The 15907-nt window shown below is 67.7% G+C and carries 14 protein-coding genes; 4 read left to right on the plus strand and 10 right to left on the minus strand.

The window, feature by feature from the left end; all coding sequences use genetic code 11:
* Positions 1–56: 56 nt before the first annotated feature.
* The 7 genes from BAMB_RS24310 to BAMB_RS24340 form a co-directional block, all read right to left on the minus strand.
* Positions 57–1529 carry an OprD family outer membrane porin gene (locus BAMB_RS24310; RefSeq protein WP_041491698.1) on the minus strand — a complete coding sequence of 491 codons (1473 nt, stop codon included), beginning with the start codon at positions 1527–1529 and terminating at the stop codon, positions 57–59.
* Between the two features lie 160 nt (positions 1530–1689).
* Positions 1690–2712 carry an ABC transporter ATP-binding protein gene (locus BAMB_RS24315; RefSeq protein WP_011659805.1) on the minus strand — a complete coding sequence of 341 codons (1023 nt, stop codon included), beginning with the start codon at positions 2710–2712 and terminating at the stop codon, positions 1690–1692.
* Positions 2709–3701: an ABC transporter ATP-binding protein gene (locus BAMB_RS24320; RefSeq protein ID WP_011659806.1), complete on the minus strand. Its 993-nt coding sequence runs from the start codon at positions 3699–3701 to the stop codon at positions 2709–2711. Before BAMB_RS24320 ends, BAMB_RS24315 begins: the two co-directional genes overlap by 4 nt.
* A 1-nt stretch (position 3702) precedes the next feature.
* Positions 3703–4605 carry an ABC transporter permease gene (locus tag BAMB_RS24325; protein ID WP_011659807.1) on the minus strand — a complete coding sequence of 301 codons (903 nt, stop codon included), beginning with the start codon at positions 4603–4605 and terminating at the stop codon, positions 3703–3705.
* Positions 4606–4618: 13 nt separating this feature from the next.
* Positions 4619–5557, minus strand: a complete 939-nt coding sequence (locus tag BAMB_RS24330; RefSeq protein ID WP_011659808.1) for an ABC transporter permease subunit — start codon at positions 5555–5557, stop codon at positions 4619–4621.
* Positions 5558–5568: 11 nt separating this feature from the next.
* Positions 5569–7182 (minus strand): peptide ABC transporter substrate-binding protein, encoded by a 1614-nt coding sequence (locus BAMB_RS24335; RefSeq protein WP_011659809.1) that lies wholly within the window; start codon positions 7180–7182, stop codon positions 5569–5571.
* 177 nt (positions 7183–7359) lie between these two features.
* Positions 7360–7938, minus strand: a complete 579-nt coding sequence (locus BAMB_RS24340) for a cupin domain-containing protein (protein ID WP_006753630.1) — start codon at positions 7936–7938, stop codon at positions 7360–7362.
* Between the two features lie 496 nt (positions 7939–8434).
* On the opposite strand from BAMB_RS24340, the gene BAMB_RS24345 reads away from it, so the two are divergent.
* Positions 8435–9958: a peptide MFS transporter gene (locus BAMB_RS24345; protein ID WP_011659810.1), complete on the plus strand. Its 1524-nt coding sequence runs from the start codon at positions 8435–8437 to the stop codon at positions 9956–9958.
* Between the two features lie 120 nt (positions 9959–10078).
* Entirely contained in the window at positions 10079–10285 is a 207-nt protein-coding gene (locus tag BAMB_RS24350; RefSeq protein WP_011659811.1) for a hypothetical protein, read from the plus strand.
* Positions 10286–10340: 55 nt separating this feature from the next.
* Here the strand turns inward: BAMB_RS24350 and BAMB_RS24355 are convergent, their stop codons facing one another.
* The 3 genes from BAMB_RS24355 to BAMB_RS24365 all read right to left on the minus strand — a co-directional run bounded on the left by BAMB_RS24355 (position 10341) and on the right by BAMB_RS24365 (position 13080).
* Positions 10341–11465: an OpgC domain-containing protein gene (locus tag BAMB_RS24355; protein ID WP_011659812.1), complete on the minus strand. Its 1125-nt coding sequence runs from the start codon at positions 11463–11465 to the stop codon at positions 10341–10343.
* Between the two features lie 406 nt (positions 11466–11871).
* Positions 11872–12771, minus strand: coding sequence for an EamA family transporter RarD (gene rarD, locus BAMB_RS24360; RefSeq protein WP_011659813.1), 900 nt, complete (start codon positions 12769–12771; stop codon positions 11872–11874).
* 12 nt (positions 12772–12783) lie between these two features.
* Entirely contained in the window at positions 12784–13080 is a 297-nt protein-coding gene (locus tag BAMB_RS24365) for an acylphosphatase (RefSeq protein WP_041491699.1), read from the minus strand.
* Positions 13081–13292: 212 nt separating this feature from the next.
* On the opposite strand from BAMB_RS24365, the gene hpnA reads away from it, so the two are divergent.
* Both hpnA and BAMB_RS24375 read left to right on the plus strand, forming a co-directional pair.
* Positions 13293–14300: a hopanoid-associated sugar epimerase gene (hpnA, locus tag BAMB_RS24370; RefSeq protein ID WP_011659815.1), complete on the plus strand. Its 1008-nt coding sequence runs from the start codon at positions 13293–13295 to the stop codon at positions 14298–14300.
* Between the two features lie 108 nt (positions 14301–14408).
* Positions 14409–15806, plus strand: coding sequence for a hypothetical protein (locus tag BAMB_RS24375; RefSeq protein WP_011659816.1), 1398 nt, complete (start codon positions 14409–14411; stop codon positions 15804–15806).
* The last annotated feature ends 101 nt before the right edge of the window (positions 15807–15907 follow it).

Below are 15907 nucleotides of genomic sequence, written 5' to 3' on the forward strand. Positions count from 1 at the left end.
GCAGGCCGGCCGCGCAAGACGGGAAATACCGTGGGGGACGTTGCATCCCCCTTCGATCAGAACGCGTGCAGCGGCAGGTTCACGACCAGGCGATACTCGGTGTTCGTCGCGTCCGAGTAGTGCGCGGAACCGTTGTGCCACATCGCGATGAACGTGACCTTCGTGTCCTTCAGCTTGCCGCTCTGGAACGTGTACGACGGGATGAAGCCGAACTCGTGGTGACGGCCCTGCACCGGCGCGCCGTTGCTCCAGTAGATGCTCGACTTGCTCGGATCGTTCGCCGCGCCCGCGCTGCCGTCCGCCCCCCAGCCCGTCACGCCCCACACCATCGCCTTGAAACCCGGCAGGCCTGCTTCCTTGCCGTAGAACGTGTAACGCAGCTGCAGCGACTTTTCGTGCGGCGCGTTGTAGTCGACGTCCATCGAGTTGGTCAGGAAGATGCCGTTGGTTTCGTTCAGGTAGTCGAAGAACTGATCGCCGAGCACCTGCTGGAAGCCGAGCAGCAGCTCGTGCGGGCCGTGCTGCGCGGCCAGCGACAGGCTGTATGCGTTGTTGTCGATCTTGCCCTGCAGCGCGTCGCCGGTGTCGTGCGTCGAGTAGACGTTGCCGAAGCCCGTCCACTTGATCGTCTGCGTGCTGCCGATGCTGTGCTTCACCGACGCGTAGTACTGGTGCCACACGTCGTCGGCCTGGTTCGCGTACAGCGCGACTTCGCCGTTTGGCGAGTAGTCCCACGTGCCGCCGACATACGTCAGGCGGTTGATGCGCGTGCCGCCGTATTGCGTGGTGAGGTTGGTGAGCGTCGTGTGACCGCGTGCGTCGGTCTTCGTGAAGCTGCCGGCCTCGAGCATCACGTTCTTGAATTCGTTGCTGACGATCGTCGCGCCGAGGAACGTCGGCGGCAGCGCGCGGTTGTCGTGCTGCTCCATGAACGGGTTGTCGACGGCTTGCAGACCGTACTTGACCACCGTGTTCGAAATGCGCGCCTTGATGTCGTAGATGCCCGGGTAGGCCCACGCGAGCTGGTTGCCGCCACCGCCGCCCTTCGCGATGTGCACCATGCTGCCGGCGCCCTGGCCGCCGTCGAGCTTCAGCGCCGCATACAGCGACGCGTCGAAACCGATACCGATCAAGCCCGTCGTAAAGCCCGACTCGAAGTTCGCCATCGCGCCCTGGACCCACGCGTGGCGGTGCGGCCCGCCCTTGCTGTCGAGCACGTCGGAATAGTTGCGGAACAGGAAGTCGAGATGGCTGTCGGCAATGAAGCCCTTCGACTTCGACTGGGCCGACGGCTCGTCCGGCGGCGTGACGGCCTGCGTCGCTTCGGCGTTGATCACGGCGTTCGGGGTCGTTGCCTGCGCAACGGTCGAGCTCGCGCCGGCCGCCGGCGCGGCCTGCGCGACCGTCAGCGGTGCGGGGGCCGCGTCGTCGGCGTGCGCGACGCCGGTCAGCGACACGCCCGCGAGTGCCGGCAAGCCCCATGCAAGCAGCATCTTCGATGCCGTCCCGATCGTCTTCTGCTTTTTCATCGTCATTCTCGTCTTGTGTTGATGTCGTCCACGCCGGTTGCGATCCGCTTCCAGCCCCCCGGCGAGCCCGGTTAAGGACGCGCCTTTACCCGCGGCGCGAAGGTCGTTCGCGCCGCACCCTACCCCTGTCGACCTGCCTGGTTATGTTTGCTGCGTCACTTCACGCCGCCACACCCGCCCGGATGCACGCGACACGCGCCGCCGAGCCGTGCCGCACTTCCGGCAGCGGCACGTCCTGCGCGCACGCGTCGATCGCGACCGGGCAGCGCGTGCGAAACGCGCAGCCGGACGGCGGGTTGAGCGGCGACGGCATCTCGCCCGCCAGCAGCATCGGACGGCGAGCACGCTCGCGCGCCGGCTCCGGCGTCGGCGCCGCATCGAGCAGCGCCTTCGTGTACGGGTGCTGCGGCACGCCATACACGTCATGCCGCGTGCCGAACTCCATCACGCGGCCGAGATACATCACGAGCACGCGCTGGCTGATGGCCTTCACCACCGCCAGATCGTGCGCGACGAACAGATAGGACAACGACAGGTCGCGCTGCAGATCGCGCAGCAGGTTCACGATCTGCGCCTGAATCGACACGTCGAGCGCCGAGACGGGTTCGTCGCAGATCACGAGCTGCGGCTCGCTGATCAGCGCACGCGCGATCCCGACGCGCTGGCACTGCCCGCCGGAAAATTCGTGGGGATAGCGCAGCAGGTGATGCGCATTCAGGCCGACGCGCTCGAGCATCGTGATCACGCGGCGGCGCACTTCGGTGCGGCCGAGGCCCGCGTGGTGCGTGACGAGCGGCTCCGCGACGATCTGCTCGATCGTCATGCGCGGATCGAGCGACGCGAGCGGATCCTGGAAGATCATCTGGACTTCGCGGCGCATCGCGGTACCGCGCAGGTGATCGGGCGCGACGGCATCGCCGCGCCAGCGCACCGTGCCGGCCGTCATCGGCACGAGGCCGATCAGCGCGCGCGCGAGCGTCGACTTCCCGCAGCCCGATTCGCCGACGAGCCCGACCGTCTCGCCGCGCTTCACGTCGAACGACACGCCGTCGACCGCGCGCAGCGTGCCCTTCGGCGACCACGGATAGCCGCCGAGCGGCACGCGGAAATGCACCTTCAGATCCTCGACGGACAGCAGCGTGTCGCCCGTCGCGCCGGCATTGCGGCGTGCTTCGACGCTCATCGCAGACCTCCCGTCAGATCGGCCAGCGGCCGGTGGCACGCGCGCACCGCGCCCGCCGCGCCATAGGTTTCGAGCACGGGGCGCGCCGCACCGCAGCGCTCCTCCGCATACGTGCAGCGTTTCGCGAACGCGCAGCCGGCCGGCGCGGTGCCGGGCATCGGCGGATTGCCGGGAATCGCGACGAGCGGCGCATCGTCCGCGTCGGTCAGGCGCGGCAGCGCGTTGAGCAGACCGATCGTGTACGGATGCGACGGCGCCGCGAAGATCGAATCGGCCGGCGCGTATTCGACGGTGCGGCCCGCATACATGACCATCACGTCGTCCGCGAGGCCCGCGACCACGCCCATGTCGTGCGTGATCAGCACGATCGCGGTGCCGCGCTCGCGGTTCAGTTCGCGCAGCAGGTCGATGATCTGCGCCTGCACGGTGACGTCGAGCGCGGTGGTCGGCTCGTCGGCGATCAGGATTTCCGGCTCGGACAGCAGCGCCATCGCGATCATCACGCGCTGCCGCATGCCGCCGGAGAACTCGTGCGGATACATGCGGATGCGGCGTGCCGCATCGGGAATGCGCACCGACTCGAGCGCCTCGATCGCGCGCCGGGTCGCGTCCTTGCGCGACAGCTTGCGATGCAGCTGCAGCGTCTCGGTCATCTGCCGCTCGATCGTCAGGAACGGATTGAGCGACGTCATCGGATCCTGGAAGATCATCGCGATCCGGTCGCCGCGCACCGCGTTCAGCGCGCGCGTGTCCATCTCGAGCAGGTTGTCGCCGCGATAGCGCGCGGTGCCCGTCGTCGTGCCGTTGCCGGCCAGCAGGCCGAGCAGCGCCATCACGGTCTGGCTCTTGCCCGAGCCCGATTCGCCGACGATGCCGAGCGTCTTGCCGGCCTCGAGCGAGAACGACACGCCGCTCACGGCGTCGACGGGCGGTGCATCCTTGCGCGTGAAGCGCACGCCGAGGTTGTCGACTTCAAGTAGTGAGGCCATTTCAGCGATCCTTCGGGTCGAGCGCGTCACGCAGGCCGTCGCCAACGAAGTTCACGCAGTAAAGCGTCACGCACAGCATGACGGCCGGTGCCAGCAGCAGCCACGGCATCGATTCCAGTTTCTGCGCGCCGTCCTGGATCAGCACGCCCCAGCTCGTCATCGGTTCCTGCACGCCGAGGCCGAGGAACGACAGCACCGATTCGGTCAGCACGATGTTCGGCACCGAGACCGTCGCGTACACGACGACCACGCCGAGCAGGTTCGGCACGATGTGGCGCCGCACGATCGATGCCGGCGACACGCCGATCGCGCGCGCCGCATCGACGAACTCGCGGTTGCGCAGCGACAGCGTCTGGCCGCGCACGACGCGCGCCATGTCGATCCACGAGAACGCGCTGATGGTCAGCACGACCAGCAAGAACGAGCGGCCGAACAGGGTCATCATCAGGATCGCGATCAGCAGGTACGGGATCGCGTACATCATGTCGACGATGCGCATCATCACGGAGTCGACGCGGCCGCCCGCGAAGCCGGCGGTCGCGCCCCACGCGACGCCGAACAGCCCGGACACCAGCGTGCCGAGCAGGCCGACCTCGATCGACACGCGCCCGCCGATCAGCGTGCGCACGAGCAGGTCGCGGCCGAGTTCGTCGGTGCCGAACCAGTGCTGGTTGGCGAACGTCGGCGGCAGGCTGATCGACGCCCAGTCGCTCGTCGCGGGATCGGCGGCGAGCAGCCACGGGCCGGCGAAGCACGCGAGCGTGATCAGCGCGAGCAGCACGAGGCTGAACAGGGCCGCGCGGTTGTGAAGGAAGCGCGCGAACGCGAGCGCGAGCGGCGAGCGCGAACGCGGCGGCGAGTCGGTCTGCACGGGCAGACTGACGACGGGAGTAGTCGGGGTCATCGCAGTGCCTCGCTCAATAACGGATGCGCGGATCGAGCCACGCGTACGCGAGGTCGACCAGCAGGTTGAACAGCACTGCAAACACGGTCGTCAGCACGACGAGGCCGAGCACCAGCGTGTAGTCGCGGTTGATCGCGCCGTTCACGACGAGCTGCCCGAGCCCCGGCAGCGCGAACACCGATTCGGTGACGACGGCCGCCGTGATCGACGTGATGCAGACCGTGCCGAACAGCGACACGACCGGCATCAGCGCGGGCTTGAGCGCGTGGCGCAGCACGATCGTCGAGCCCGGCAGGCCCTTCGCGCGCGCGGTGCGGATGTAGTTGCTCGACAGCGTCTCGATCATCGAGCCGCGCATCACGCGTGCGAGCAGCGACACGTTGATGAAGGTCAGCAGCACGATCGGCAGCAGCCGGTACTGCCAGCCGCCGTCGCCCCAGCCACCGGCCGGCAGCCAGCCGTTGCCGGCCGACGTCTTCAGCAGGATCGCGAAGATCCACACCAGCACCGGGCCGAGCACGAACGGCGGCACGACGTTGCCGAAGTTGCCGAGCAGCATCACGAAGCGGTCGATCACGCTGTCGCGGCGCACGGCCGCGACGGTACCGAGCAGCACGCCGAACACGATCGAGACCGGGATCGACACGCCGCCCACGCCGAGACTCACGGGCAGCGCCTTCTTCACGAGATCGTTCACCGACCAGTCGACGTAGCGGAACGACGGGCCGAGATCGCCGCGCAGCAGCGAACCGAGATACAGCAGGTACTGCTTCCACAGCGGCTCGTCGAGGTGGTACTTCGCGTTCAGGTTCGCGAGCGTCGCCACGGACAGCTGCTTCTCCGTATCGAACGGGCCGCCGGGCGTGAAATGCAGCAGCAGGTAGCAGACGGTGATGACGGCGAGAATCGTCGGCACCGCCCACAACGTGCGTCTCAATGCGTAGGCCAGCATGATCGCTCCGCTCAGTGCTTGATCAGGTACATGTCCTGCGACGCACGCATGTCGATCACGTTCTTCAGCGAGTAGCCGCCCACGTAGGGCTTCACGAGACGGTCGGCCGAGTACTGGAATAGCGGCAGCATCGGCGTGTCGTTCATCGCCGTGTCGTGCGCCTGCGTGAGCAGCGCGGTGCGCGCCTTGTCGTCGAGCTTCTGGTTGCCTTCGTCGACGAGCGAGTCCATCTGCTTGTTGCAGTAGCCGACGGTGTTCTGCGAGCTGCCGCAGCGGATCAGGTCGAAGAAGGTCATCGCGTCGTTGTAGTCGGCGAACCAGCCGTCGCGCGCGATCTGCACCTTGCCGTCATGCCGTTCCTTCATCAGCACCTTGAACTCGACGTTCTCGAGCTTCGTGTTGATGCCGAGCTTCGTGCGCCATTCCGACGCGGTGAACAGCGCGACCTTCTTGTGCAGGTCGTTGGTGTTGTACGTGAGCGTGAACGACAGCGGCTTCGCGTCCGAATAGCCGGCCTGCTTGAGCAGGTCCTTCGCGGTCGCGACACGCTTGGCCATCGGCCACGACGCCCAGTCCGGCGTGAACGGCTGCGCGCCCTTCGTGCCGTTCGGCATCAGGCCGTACATCGGCTTCTCGCCGGCCTGCGTGAGCTTCGACGTCAGCACGTCGCGATCGATCACCATCGACAGCGCCTGGCGCACGCGCTTGTCCTTGAGCGCCGCGTCGCTGTTGTTCAGGTAGTAGTAGTAGGTCGCGAGCTGCAGGCCCGGGCGTAGCTCGCCGCCGAACTGCTTGCTGACCTGCTGGAAGATGCCCGACGGGATCGAGTAGCTGTAGTCGATCTGGCCGGCCTGGTACATGCGCATCGCGGTTTCGTCGCTTTCGATCGGCAGGTACGTGACCTTGTTGATCACGACCTTCGACGCGTTCCAGTACTTCGCATCCTTGGTCGCCACGATGCGGTTGTTCGGCTGCCAGTCGACGAGCTGGTATGCGCCGTTGCTGACGATGTTGCCGGGGCGCGTCCATGCGTCGCCGAACTTCGCGACGGTGTCCTTGTTCACCGGTGCGAGCGGCGCCATCGCGGTCAGCTCGGGGAAGAACGCGACGGGCACGTCGGTCGTCACTTCGAGCGTGTACGGGTCGACGGCGCGCACGCCGAGCGTCGTCGGCGCGGCCTTGCCGGCGATGATGTCCTTCGAGTTCTTGATGAACTCGACGAGGATCGTGTACTTCGAGCCCGTCTTCGGATCGACGAGACGCTGCCACGAATAGACGAAATCGGCGGCCGTCACCGGCTGGCCGTTGCTCCACTTCGCATCGTGGCGCAGCTTGAAGATCCACGTCTGCGGCGTCTTGCGCTCCCACGACTGCGCGACGCCCGGCACGACCTGGCCCGCCGCGTCGATGCGGGCGAGCCCTTCGAACAGATCGAGGCCGATCGTGTTGCCCGTCCACGATTCGATGTGCGCCGGATCGAGCGACTCGACTTCGGCGGGCACCTGGCGCGTCAGGTCCTGTTGAGGAGCGAGCGCGACGTTCGACGGAACGGTCACGGCGTGAGCGGCGGGCGTCGTCAGGGCGAGCGCGGCCAGCACGGCCGACATGGCATGCAAGGATTTCATCGTGGCGGTCTTGAGAAGGTTGTTCGGTGAGCGTCGCGCGGCGAATGCCGCGGTTACGCTTGAGACGCTGACGGGTGCAGCGATTGGGGAGGCCCGTGGTTCTCGTATTGCATCTTAGTATTCCTTACGTTTCTTTCGACAGGCATTCCGTCTCTGAAACGAAGGAATACCTGTGCGTTAGAACAGCCTCGGTGTACCGACCCAGACCACCACCGACTCGATCTTCGCGGTGTTGACCCAGCTGTGCGGGACCGTCGACTGGTAGTGCGAACTGTCGCCGGCCTGCAGGACGAACGTCTTGCCTTCCAGCGTCAGCGACACTTCCCCTTCAATCACATACAGGAATTCCTCTCCTGCATGCGTCGTTACTTCCGACCGCTTCTGCCCCGGCGGCAACCGCACGAGGATCGCCTCGAGCTGACGCCCTTCGGACACGTTCGTCAGCCTCGCGAACAAATTCGCCGAATCGGCGAATCCGAAGAAGCGCAACTGCTCGCCTCTGCAGACCGAGCGTTCCTCGCTCGGTGTGTCCACGAAGTACTGCACCGTCACGCCGAGCGCCTGTGCGATACCGGCCAGCGACGTCAGCGACGGCGACGCGAGCCCGCGCTCGACTTGAGACAGAAACGGCTTCGAAATACCCGCGGCGGTAGCGGTGTCGTCGAGCGTGCGCTTGAGTCGTTGGCGCAACGCGCGAATCTTGCTGCCCAGAGCGGCAGCGTCTGCCGATCGCGAGTTTTCAGTGGGGGAAACCATAGCAGGCCGAAAAGTGGTCGTCAAAAAATGTTTGATGGAAAGTAACTAAGTTAAATCGAGATGCCTTAATCTTCAGGTTCGCACACGTCTTCGGTGTCGAGCCCGGTGCACTAAACAGGGCACGAAGCGTGCGAAACGACGCGCTATCTTGCCAGACTCGCCGGCTTCACAGGCAAGCTGCAAGCGGCTCTCCGGGAATTTGCGGAGAACGGGCGCACAGCTTACAAGTAAATGACGAGACAAATGTTCCTGAAAGCTGCTGCCATATTGGGAGTTTCCCTGAGTGGCGCGGACCCGACGCACCGGACCGGCAAACGTTACCATTCGCGCGCCGGTCGAGGCCGCGCACCGCCTTGTCGGGCGGTGTCCGACCCCGGCCCGGGCTAACCGCCCGACTGCTCCATCGCCGCGCAAAGCCTACCCGGCCACCGTGCTCCGGCGCCAGTTCGACCCCAAGGCGACGCGCGATCCGCGCCGTCCGTTTGAAACGAGATTGATGATGCACGCACCTGTTTCCCAAACCCGATCGTTTACGACGGTCTTCCTCATCGAAATGTGGGAGCGCTTCGGCTACTACGGCATGGCCGCGCTTCTGGTCCTCTTCATGGTCGACCGGCTCGGTTTCACCGACAGCCATGCGAACCTGACCTGGGGCGCGTTTACCGCGCTCGTCTACGCGTCGCCGTCGATCGGCGGCTGGATCGGCGACAAGGTGCTCGGCGCCCGTCGCACGATGATCATCGGCGCGGCCGTGCTGTGCGCCGGCTACCTGATGCTGGCGGTGCCGAACGACGCGCTGGCGTACATGTACGCATCGCTCGGCGTGATCGTCGTCGGCAACGGCCTGTTCAAGGCCAACGCGGCGAACCTCGTGCGCCGCATCTACGAAGGCGACGATGCGCGCATCGACAGCGCGTTCACGATCTACTACATGGCGGTCAACATCGGCTCGACCGTGTCGATGCTCGCGACGCCGTGGATCAAGGATCACTGGGGCTGGCACACCGCGTTCGCGGTCTGCTGCGGCGGCATGCTGCTCGCGATCCTGAACTTCATGCTGATGCACCGCACGCTCGCGCACATCGGCTCGCAGCCCGACGACGAACCGATCCGCTGGAAGCGCCTCGGCGGCGTGGCGGCAGGCGGCGTCGCGCTCGCGCTGATCACGCTGTACGTGCTGCAGCACAAGCAGCTCGCGGTCGCGAGCGTGTGGACGGCCGCGTTCGCGATCCTGGCGATCTTCGCGTACATGATCGCGAAGTCGGAGCGTTCGGAGCGGGCGGGCCTGATCGCGGCGCTGGTGCTGATCGGCCAGGTGATCCTGTTCTTCATCTTCTACGTGCAGATGTCGACGTCGCTGACGCTGTTCGCGCTGCGCAACGTCGATCCGCGCTTCATCCTGTTCGGCACGACGCTGTTCACGTGGAGCGCCGCGCAATTCCAGGCACTGAACCCGATCTGGATCATGATGCTGAGCCCGCTGCTCGTGTGGATCTACAACGCGTTCTCGAAGAGCGGCCGTGACCTGCCGGTCGCGGCGAAGTACGCATTCGGCTTCGGCGCGGTGGCGGCCGGCTACCTGGTGTTCACGATCAGCGGCCGCTACGCGGTGGACGGCCGCGTGTCGTCGTGGTTCATGGTGTGGGGCTACGGCCTCTACTCGCTCGGCGAACTGCTGGTGAGCGGCCTCGGCCTCGCGATGATCGCCCGCTACGTGCCGGCGCGCATGAGCGGCTTCATGATGGGCGCGTATTTCGTCGCGACGGGTGTGTCGCAGTATCTGGGCAGCGTCGTCGCGAACTTCGCGCAGATGCCGTCGCACGACCTGCCGGCCACCGAATCGCTGCCGCTCTATCTTTCGCTGTTCGAGAAGCTCGGCTGGCTCGCCGCGATCGGCATGCTGCTGGCGCTGCTGCTGCTGCCGATGATGAACCGCCTGTCGCGCCAGCATCAGCGCTGCGCGGACGAGCGCCGCGAGGAAGAAGCGGTGCAGGCGCAGGCGATGGCCTCGGCTCAGTAAGTACTATCCCTCGGCGTGCGGCATGCACGCCACATTCTCCCGCCAGCACGGCCAGCACGTCCTACACTGGTTGCAACGGCGCAACCGTTCCATCGCGGTGCGCACTGGCGGGAGAACATCATGAAAAGCAAAACGACTCGGCTCTTGAGGCTACTGTCGGACATCCGGCACGCGCAGCGCTGCACCGCATTGCGCGCCGCCCGGGCCGCGGCCGAAGCCGACGCGGTGCTCGCGCAGCAGGACGATCCGAAGTCCGACGAACGCGACGACACCGAATCCGACGACGCGACGGCGGCCCCCCGCTCCCGCATCGGCTCACCTCACTGAGCGCACCGACGCCGCGCGGCCCCTTGCGTGCCGCCTGCGCGCGCTCCCGCGCCGCTCATGCGGCCGCGCCGCGCCAGCGCGCGAACCACGATCCCGATCCGGCCACCGCCATCATCAGCCCCACCGCGCACGCGTCGGCCGCGAGCCCCACGCCGATATGCCGCAGCTCGGCGCCGTTCGCGACCGGATGCAGCAGCGAATCGATGACGAGCGAGATCGCCGCGCCCGCGACGAAGCAGATCAGGCCGCGCCGGCCCACCGCGACCACGGGCTGCACGGCGTGCGCAATGCGCGCGATCCAGCCGTAGCGCACGCAGTCGGCCATCAGCCACGCGAGCGCCACGAAGCTCACGATGCGCGGCAGCGCGAGATCGCGCTTGAGCACGCCTTCCGGCACCGGCAGCCCCGAGAACAGCTTGTAGCTCGCGCAGCCGAGCACGATCGCACACGCGACGCCGGTCGCCGCGGCACTCCAGCGCCCGAGCGCGACGTGCCGATAGAACGGCTGGCTGCGCGCGAGCACGCCGCCGACGAACATCAGCTGCCACGCGAACGGGTTGAAGCTCCAGCGGAACGCATCGGTGTCCAGCAGTTCGGGGCCGAGCCAGCCGGCCGCGAGCCACGACGCCGCGCCGAACGCGACGAGCAGCCACGGGTGGCGGCGCGCGAACGGCACGACGACCGGCGACGCGAGCGCGAACAGCACGTACATCGGCAGCACCGACGCGAGATACGGCTGGCGCTGGAACGTGAGCAGCTCGGCCGCGCCCGTGAGCGGCGACGCGAGCATCACGCTGACGTCGTCGAGCGCGAGGTTCGGCGCGTCGATCCCGTAATGGTCGAGCACGGCGGACACGACGAGCATCAGCGTCGACGTCGCGAGAAACGCGCGATAGATCTGCATCGCGCGGTGCACGAACCGCCGCTGCGCGGCGCGCGCGCCGTGCTGGTCGGCGATCGCGCCGTAGGCGCTCGCGGTCGCGAAGCCGCCGAGAAAGACGAACACCTCGGCCGCGTCGCACAGCGCGAACGCGTGGAGCGTCACGCGCGACAGCACGCTCGCACTGATGTGATCGACGACGATCATCAGCAGCACGATCCCGCGGAAGAAATCGACTTCGATCAGGCGGCCGCCGCGCGCCGGCGCAGCCGCGGCGACGGGCGGCATGCTCAGCGACATGGCCGCACCTGCGCGAGCACGGCGCGGCACGCACCGACGGAGAATTCGAAAGGAAGAAGGCGCAGCCGATCAGCGGCGATACGCGTATGCTCGCATCGCGCCAGCCCGGCCGGCCCGGCACGGAGATGACCGTTCATGGAAAAGCCGCATACGAAGAGAAGACGGTCAGATCAGTCTAGTGTCCGCTGGGGGATACCCTAAGTAACAAAATGCAACGGAATCTTCTGTTCGATTACACGGATGACGTCGACGATACGAAGCTGGCGACGCGGTCAGTGTGACGTCAGTGCGTCGCCAGTTCGTCGCCAGCATCGCGGCATTCGAAGCGACGAACGCGCAAGGCGTAGCCGGTTTCCGCGCGGCCGTCGTGCGGCGGGAAATGACGCTGAGCGACGCTGACCGACGCTCAGCGACGCGCGGGCAGGCGCCGCATCAGCATCGCGCTGTGCCACGCGGTCAGCGCGACGGCGACCCAGATCGGCCCGTACGTCGCGAGCTGCGCGACGCTCAGCGTCTCGCCGAGCAGCAGCAGCGACACCGCGACGAGCAGCACGGGCTCGACGTAGCCGAGGATCCCGAACAGCGCCATCGGCAGCATCCGGCTCGCCTTCAGGTAGCTCGCGAGCGCGAGCGTGCTGAGCACGCCGAGCCCGGGCAGCAGCACGGCCCACAGCAGCGGATGGCTGGCGACCGGCGTCGCGCTCGTCGACACCATCGCGAGCGCGACCGGACACAGCAGCACGATCTCGACCGCGAACGCGACCAGCGAATCGGCGTTGATCCGACGGCGCAGCACGAAATACGGCGGATAGCCGAGTGCGACGACGAGCGTCGGCCACGCGAACGCGCGCGTCGCCCACACCTCGTGCGCGACGCCCAGCGCCGCGAACGCGACCGCCGCCCATTGCAGCGGATCGAGCCGTTCGTGATAGTAGAAGCGGCCGACGAGCACCATCGTCAGCGGCAGCAGGAAATAGCCGAGCGACACTTCGAGCATGCGCCCGTGCAGCGGCGCCCACAGGAACAGCCACAGCTGCAGGCCGAGCAGCGCCGCGCTCGCCGGCAGCGCGATCAGCAGGCGCCAGTCGCGCACGCTGCGTCGGACCAGCTCGACGAGCGCGGGCCAGCGGCCACGCAGCGCGATCAGCGCGAGCGCGCCCGGCGCGGTCCACACGATGCGCCACGCGAAGATGTCGAGCCCCGTGAGCGGCGCGAGCAGTTTCGCGTAAGCGGACATCAGCGCGAACAGCGTCGACGCCAGCACCGACAGCACGATGCCGCGCCCGGCCTCCGGATACCCCGTCATATTGTTTTCGCCTTACTGCTGCTGGAAGCGATCGAAGCGCCTTTCGATCAGACGTTCCTCGAACGTGACCTCGGTCACGCGTGCGGCCGGTGGCCCGTGGCGCAGCCACGCGAGCATCCGGTCGATCTGCGCGCCGGGGCCCTGGATCATCGCCTCGACGCTGCCGTCCTCGAGATTCGCGACCCAGCCGCGCAGCTTCAGCGCATGCGCCTCGCGTACCGTCGCGTGCCGGAAGCCGACGCCCTGCACGACGCCGCGCACCCGCACGTAGTAGGTCTCGATCCGTTCGTCCAGTTCATTACGGCTCATCGCGTCGCCCTCCTGTTGCATTCAAGCCCGGCATTGTAGTCGCGTCGGCCGCTTCCTACACGCGCCCGGCAGGCCGGCCATCGGCCGCCGCCCGGTGCGGCCGCGCAGTGCTACCGCCCGCGCGGCGCTCGCGTCGCCGGGCGCGCCGACCACGTACAATCTCGCCGACGCACAACCGCCGCGCCGCCCGCGCGCGGCCCTGAAGGAAACGCATGACTGATACCTCCCGCGATCTCGTTCTCGTCACCGGCGCGTCCGGTTTCGTCGGCTCGGCCGTCGCGCGCATCGCGCAGCAGAAAGGCTATGCGGTGCGCGTGCTGGTGCGCCCGACCAGCCCGCGCACGAACGTCGCGGATCTCGACGCCGAGATCGTCACCGGCGACATGCGCGACGAGGCTTCGATGCGCGCCGCGCTGCGCGGCGTGCGCTACCTGCTGCACGTGGCGGCCGACTACCGGCTGTGGGCGCCGGATCCGGACGAGATCGAGCGCGCGAACCTCGAAGGCGCGGTCGCGACGATGCGCGCGGCGCGTGCCGAAGGCGTCGAGCGGATCGTCTACACGAGCAGCGTCGCGACGCTGAAGGTCACGAGCGCCGGCGATCCGTCCGACGAAAACCGGCCGCTGACCGCCGAGCAGGCGATCGGCGTGTACAAGCGCAGCAAGGTGCTGGCCGAGCGCGCGGTCGAGCGGATGATCGCCGACGAAGGGTTGCCGGCCGTGATCGTCAACCCGTCGACGCCGATCGGCCCGCGCGACGTGAAGCCGACGCCGACCGGCCGCATCATCGTAGAAGCCGCGCTCGGCAAGATTCCCGCGTTCGTCGATACCGGCCTGAACCTGGTGCACGTCGACGATGTCGCGCACGGCCACTTCCTCGCGCTCGAGCGCGGCCGGATCGGCGAGCGCTACATCCTCGGCGGCGAGAACCTGCCGCTGCAGCAGATGCTGGCCGACATCGCGCAGATGACGGGCCGCAAGGCGCCGACCATCGCGCTGCCGCGCTGGCCGCTCTACCCGCTCGCGCTCGGCGCGGAGGCCGTCGCGAAGTTCACGAAGAAGGAGCCGTTCGTGACCGTCGACGGGCTGCGGATGTCGAAGAACAAGATGTATTTCACGTCCGCGAAGGCCGAGCGCGAGCTTGGCTATCGCGCGCGTCCGTACCGCGAAGGGCTGCGCGACGCGCTCGACTGGTTCGGCTCGGCGGGCTACCTGAAATAGCACAACGCGGCGTGCTTCACGCCGCTTTGCGCACTTTGTTACACGTCGCTGACGGACCGGCACCGGCGCAGCGGTTAAAATCGCGGGTCTTACGCAGAGAAGACACGCATGAACCTGAACGATCAGATCGATTCGCTCAACGCGGGCGTCGATCAGCTGCTCCACGATCACCACGCCGCGCAGCAGGCGGCACGCAGCGCGGAAGCGTTCGCGCGCGCCGCCGCGGCGGAAGCCCAGGCCGCCGCCGAGCGTCACGCCGCGGCGGAGACCGAAGCGCTGGCCGCCGCGCAGCGCCACACGGCCGCCGCCGCCGACGCCACAGCCGCGCAGCAGCGCCACACCGATGCCACCGCCGCGGCCGAAGCCGCCGCCCAACGCCACAACGAAGCCGCCGCGCAGGCCGAAGCCGCCGTCCAGCGACACACCGAAGCGACCGCGCTGACCGAAGCGCTCGCGCAGCGTCACGCGGATGCGGAAGCCGCGTCGCAGCGCCATGCGGCCGCGATCGCCGAAGCCGAGGCGGCCGCGCAACGTCATCACGCCGCCGCGACCGAAGCGGAAGCCGCCGCGCAGCGTCATGCCGCCGCCACCGCGGAGGCCGCGGCCGCCGCGAAACGCCATGCGGATGCGACCGCCGAAGCCGAGGCCGCGACGCAACGTCACGCGGCCGCGATCGCCGAGGCCGAAGCACTCGCGCAGCGTCATCTGCAAGCGATCGCCGAAGCGGAAGCCGCCGCGCAGCGGCACGCCGATGCGACCGCCGAAGCGCAAGCCATCACGCAACGCCATACCGAAGCCATCGCGCAAGCCGACGCGGCCGCGCAACGCCACGCGCAGGCCACTGCCGAAGCCGAGGCCGTCGCGCAACGCCACGGCGAAGCGATCGCGCAGGCCGAAGCGGCCGCCGAGCGTCACGCGAAGGCGATCGCCGACGCGGAAGCGCTCGTCGAAGCCGTCGTGAAGGACGCGGCGACGAACCTAGCGGCGTCCGACACCGCGATGGCCGTTGCAGCCGTCGCGGCCGAAGTCGTCGAACCGGCCGTCGAACCCGGTGCCGCGCCAGTTGCCGCCGATGAAGGCGCTGCGGTGCCGGCCGATGCGAGCACCGCCATCGTCGCGACGAACGCCGCCTCCAGCGCGATCGAAGTCACTCCCGTCGAAGCAGCGGACACGCCCGCTGACAAGCCCACGCTGCACGTCGCACGCCCGTCGCAGAACGAATTGACGCTGACCGTCAATGGCCAGTCGATCACGCTGCACCCGGAGCAACTGGGCCAGCTGATCGAGGAACTCGCGCATGCGCGCGCGTCGATGCAGCCGGAACCGCCGCCCGGCATCCCGGCTGGCTGGCGCTTCGTGACGACGAAGAACCCGATGATGGCCGTGCAGAAGCAGTCGAACGGCGACCGCCTGCTGGTCGCGCGCCACACCGGCTACGGCTGGGTACCGTTCACGTTCTCGCCGGACGTCGTGATCCAGATGTACATGATGCTGACGCAGCGGTAAGCGGGCGCACCACCACCGCAAAAGAAACAGCCCGATCGGTTCACACCGATCGGGCTGTCTGCTTTCCAAAGTCCGGAAGTCAGCCGGCACACGCCGGCATC

The organism is Burkholderia ambifaria AMMD (assembly GCF_000203915.1).
Classification (GTDB): Bacteria; Pseudomonadota; Gammaproteobacteria; order Burkholderiales; family Burkholderiaceae; genus Burkholderia; species Burkholderia ambifaria.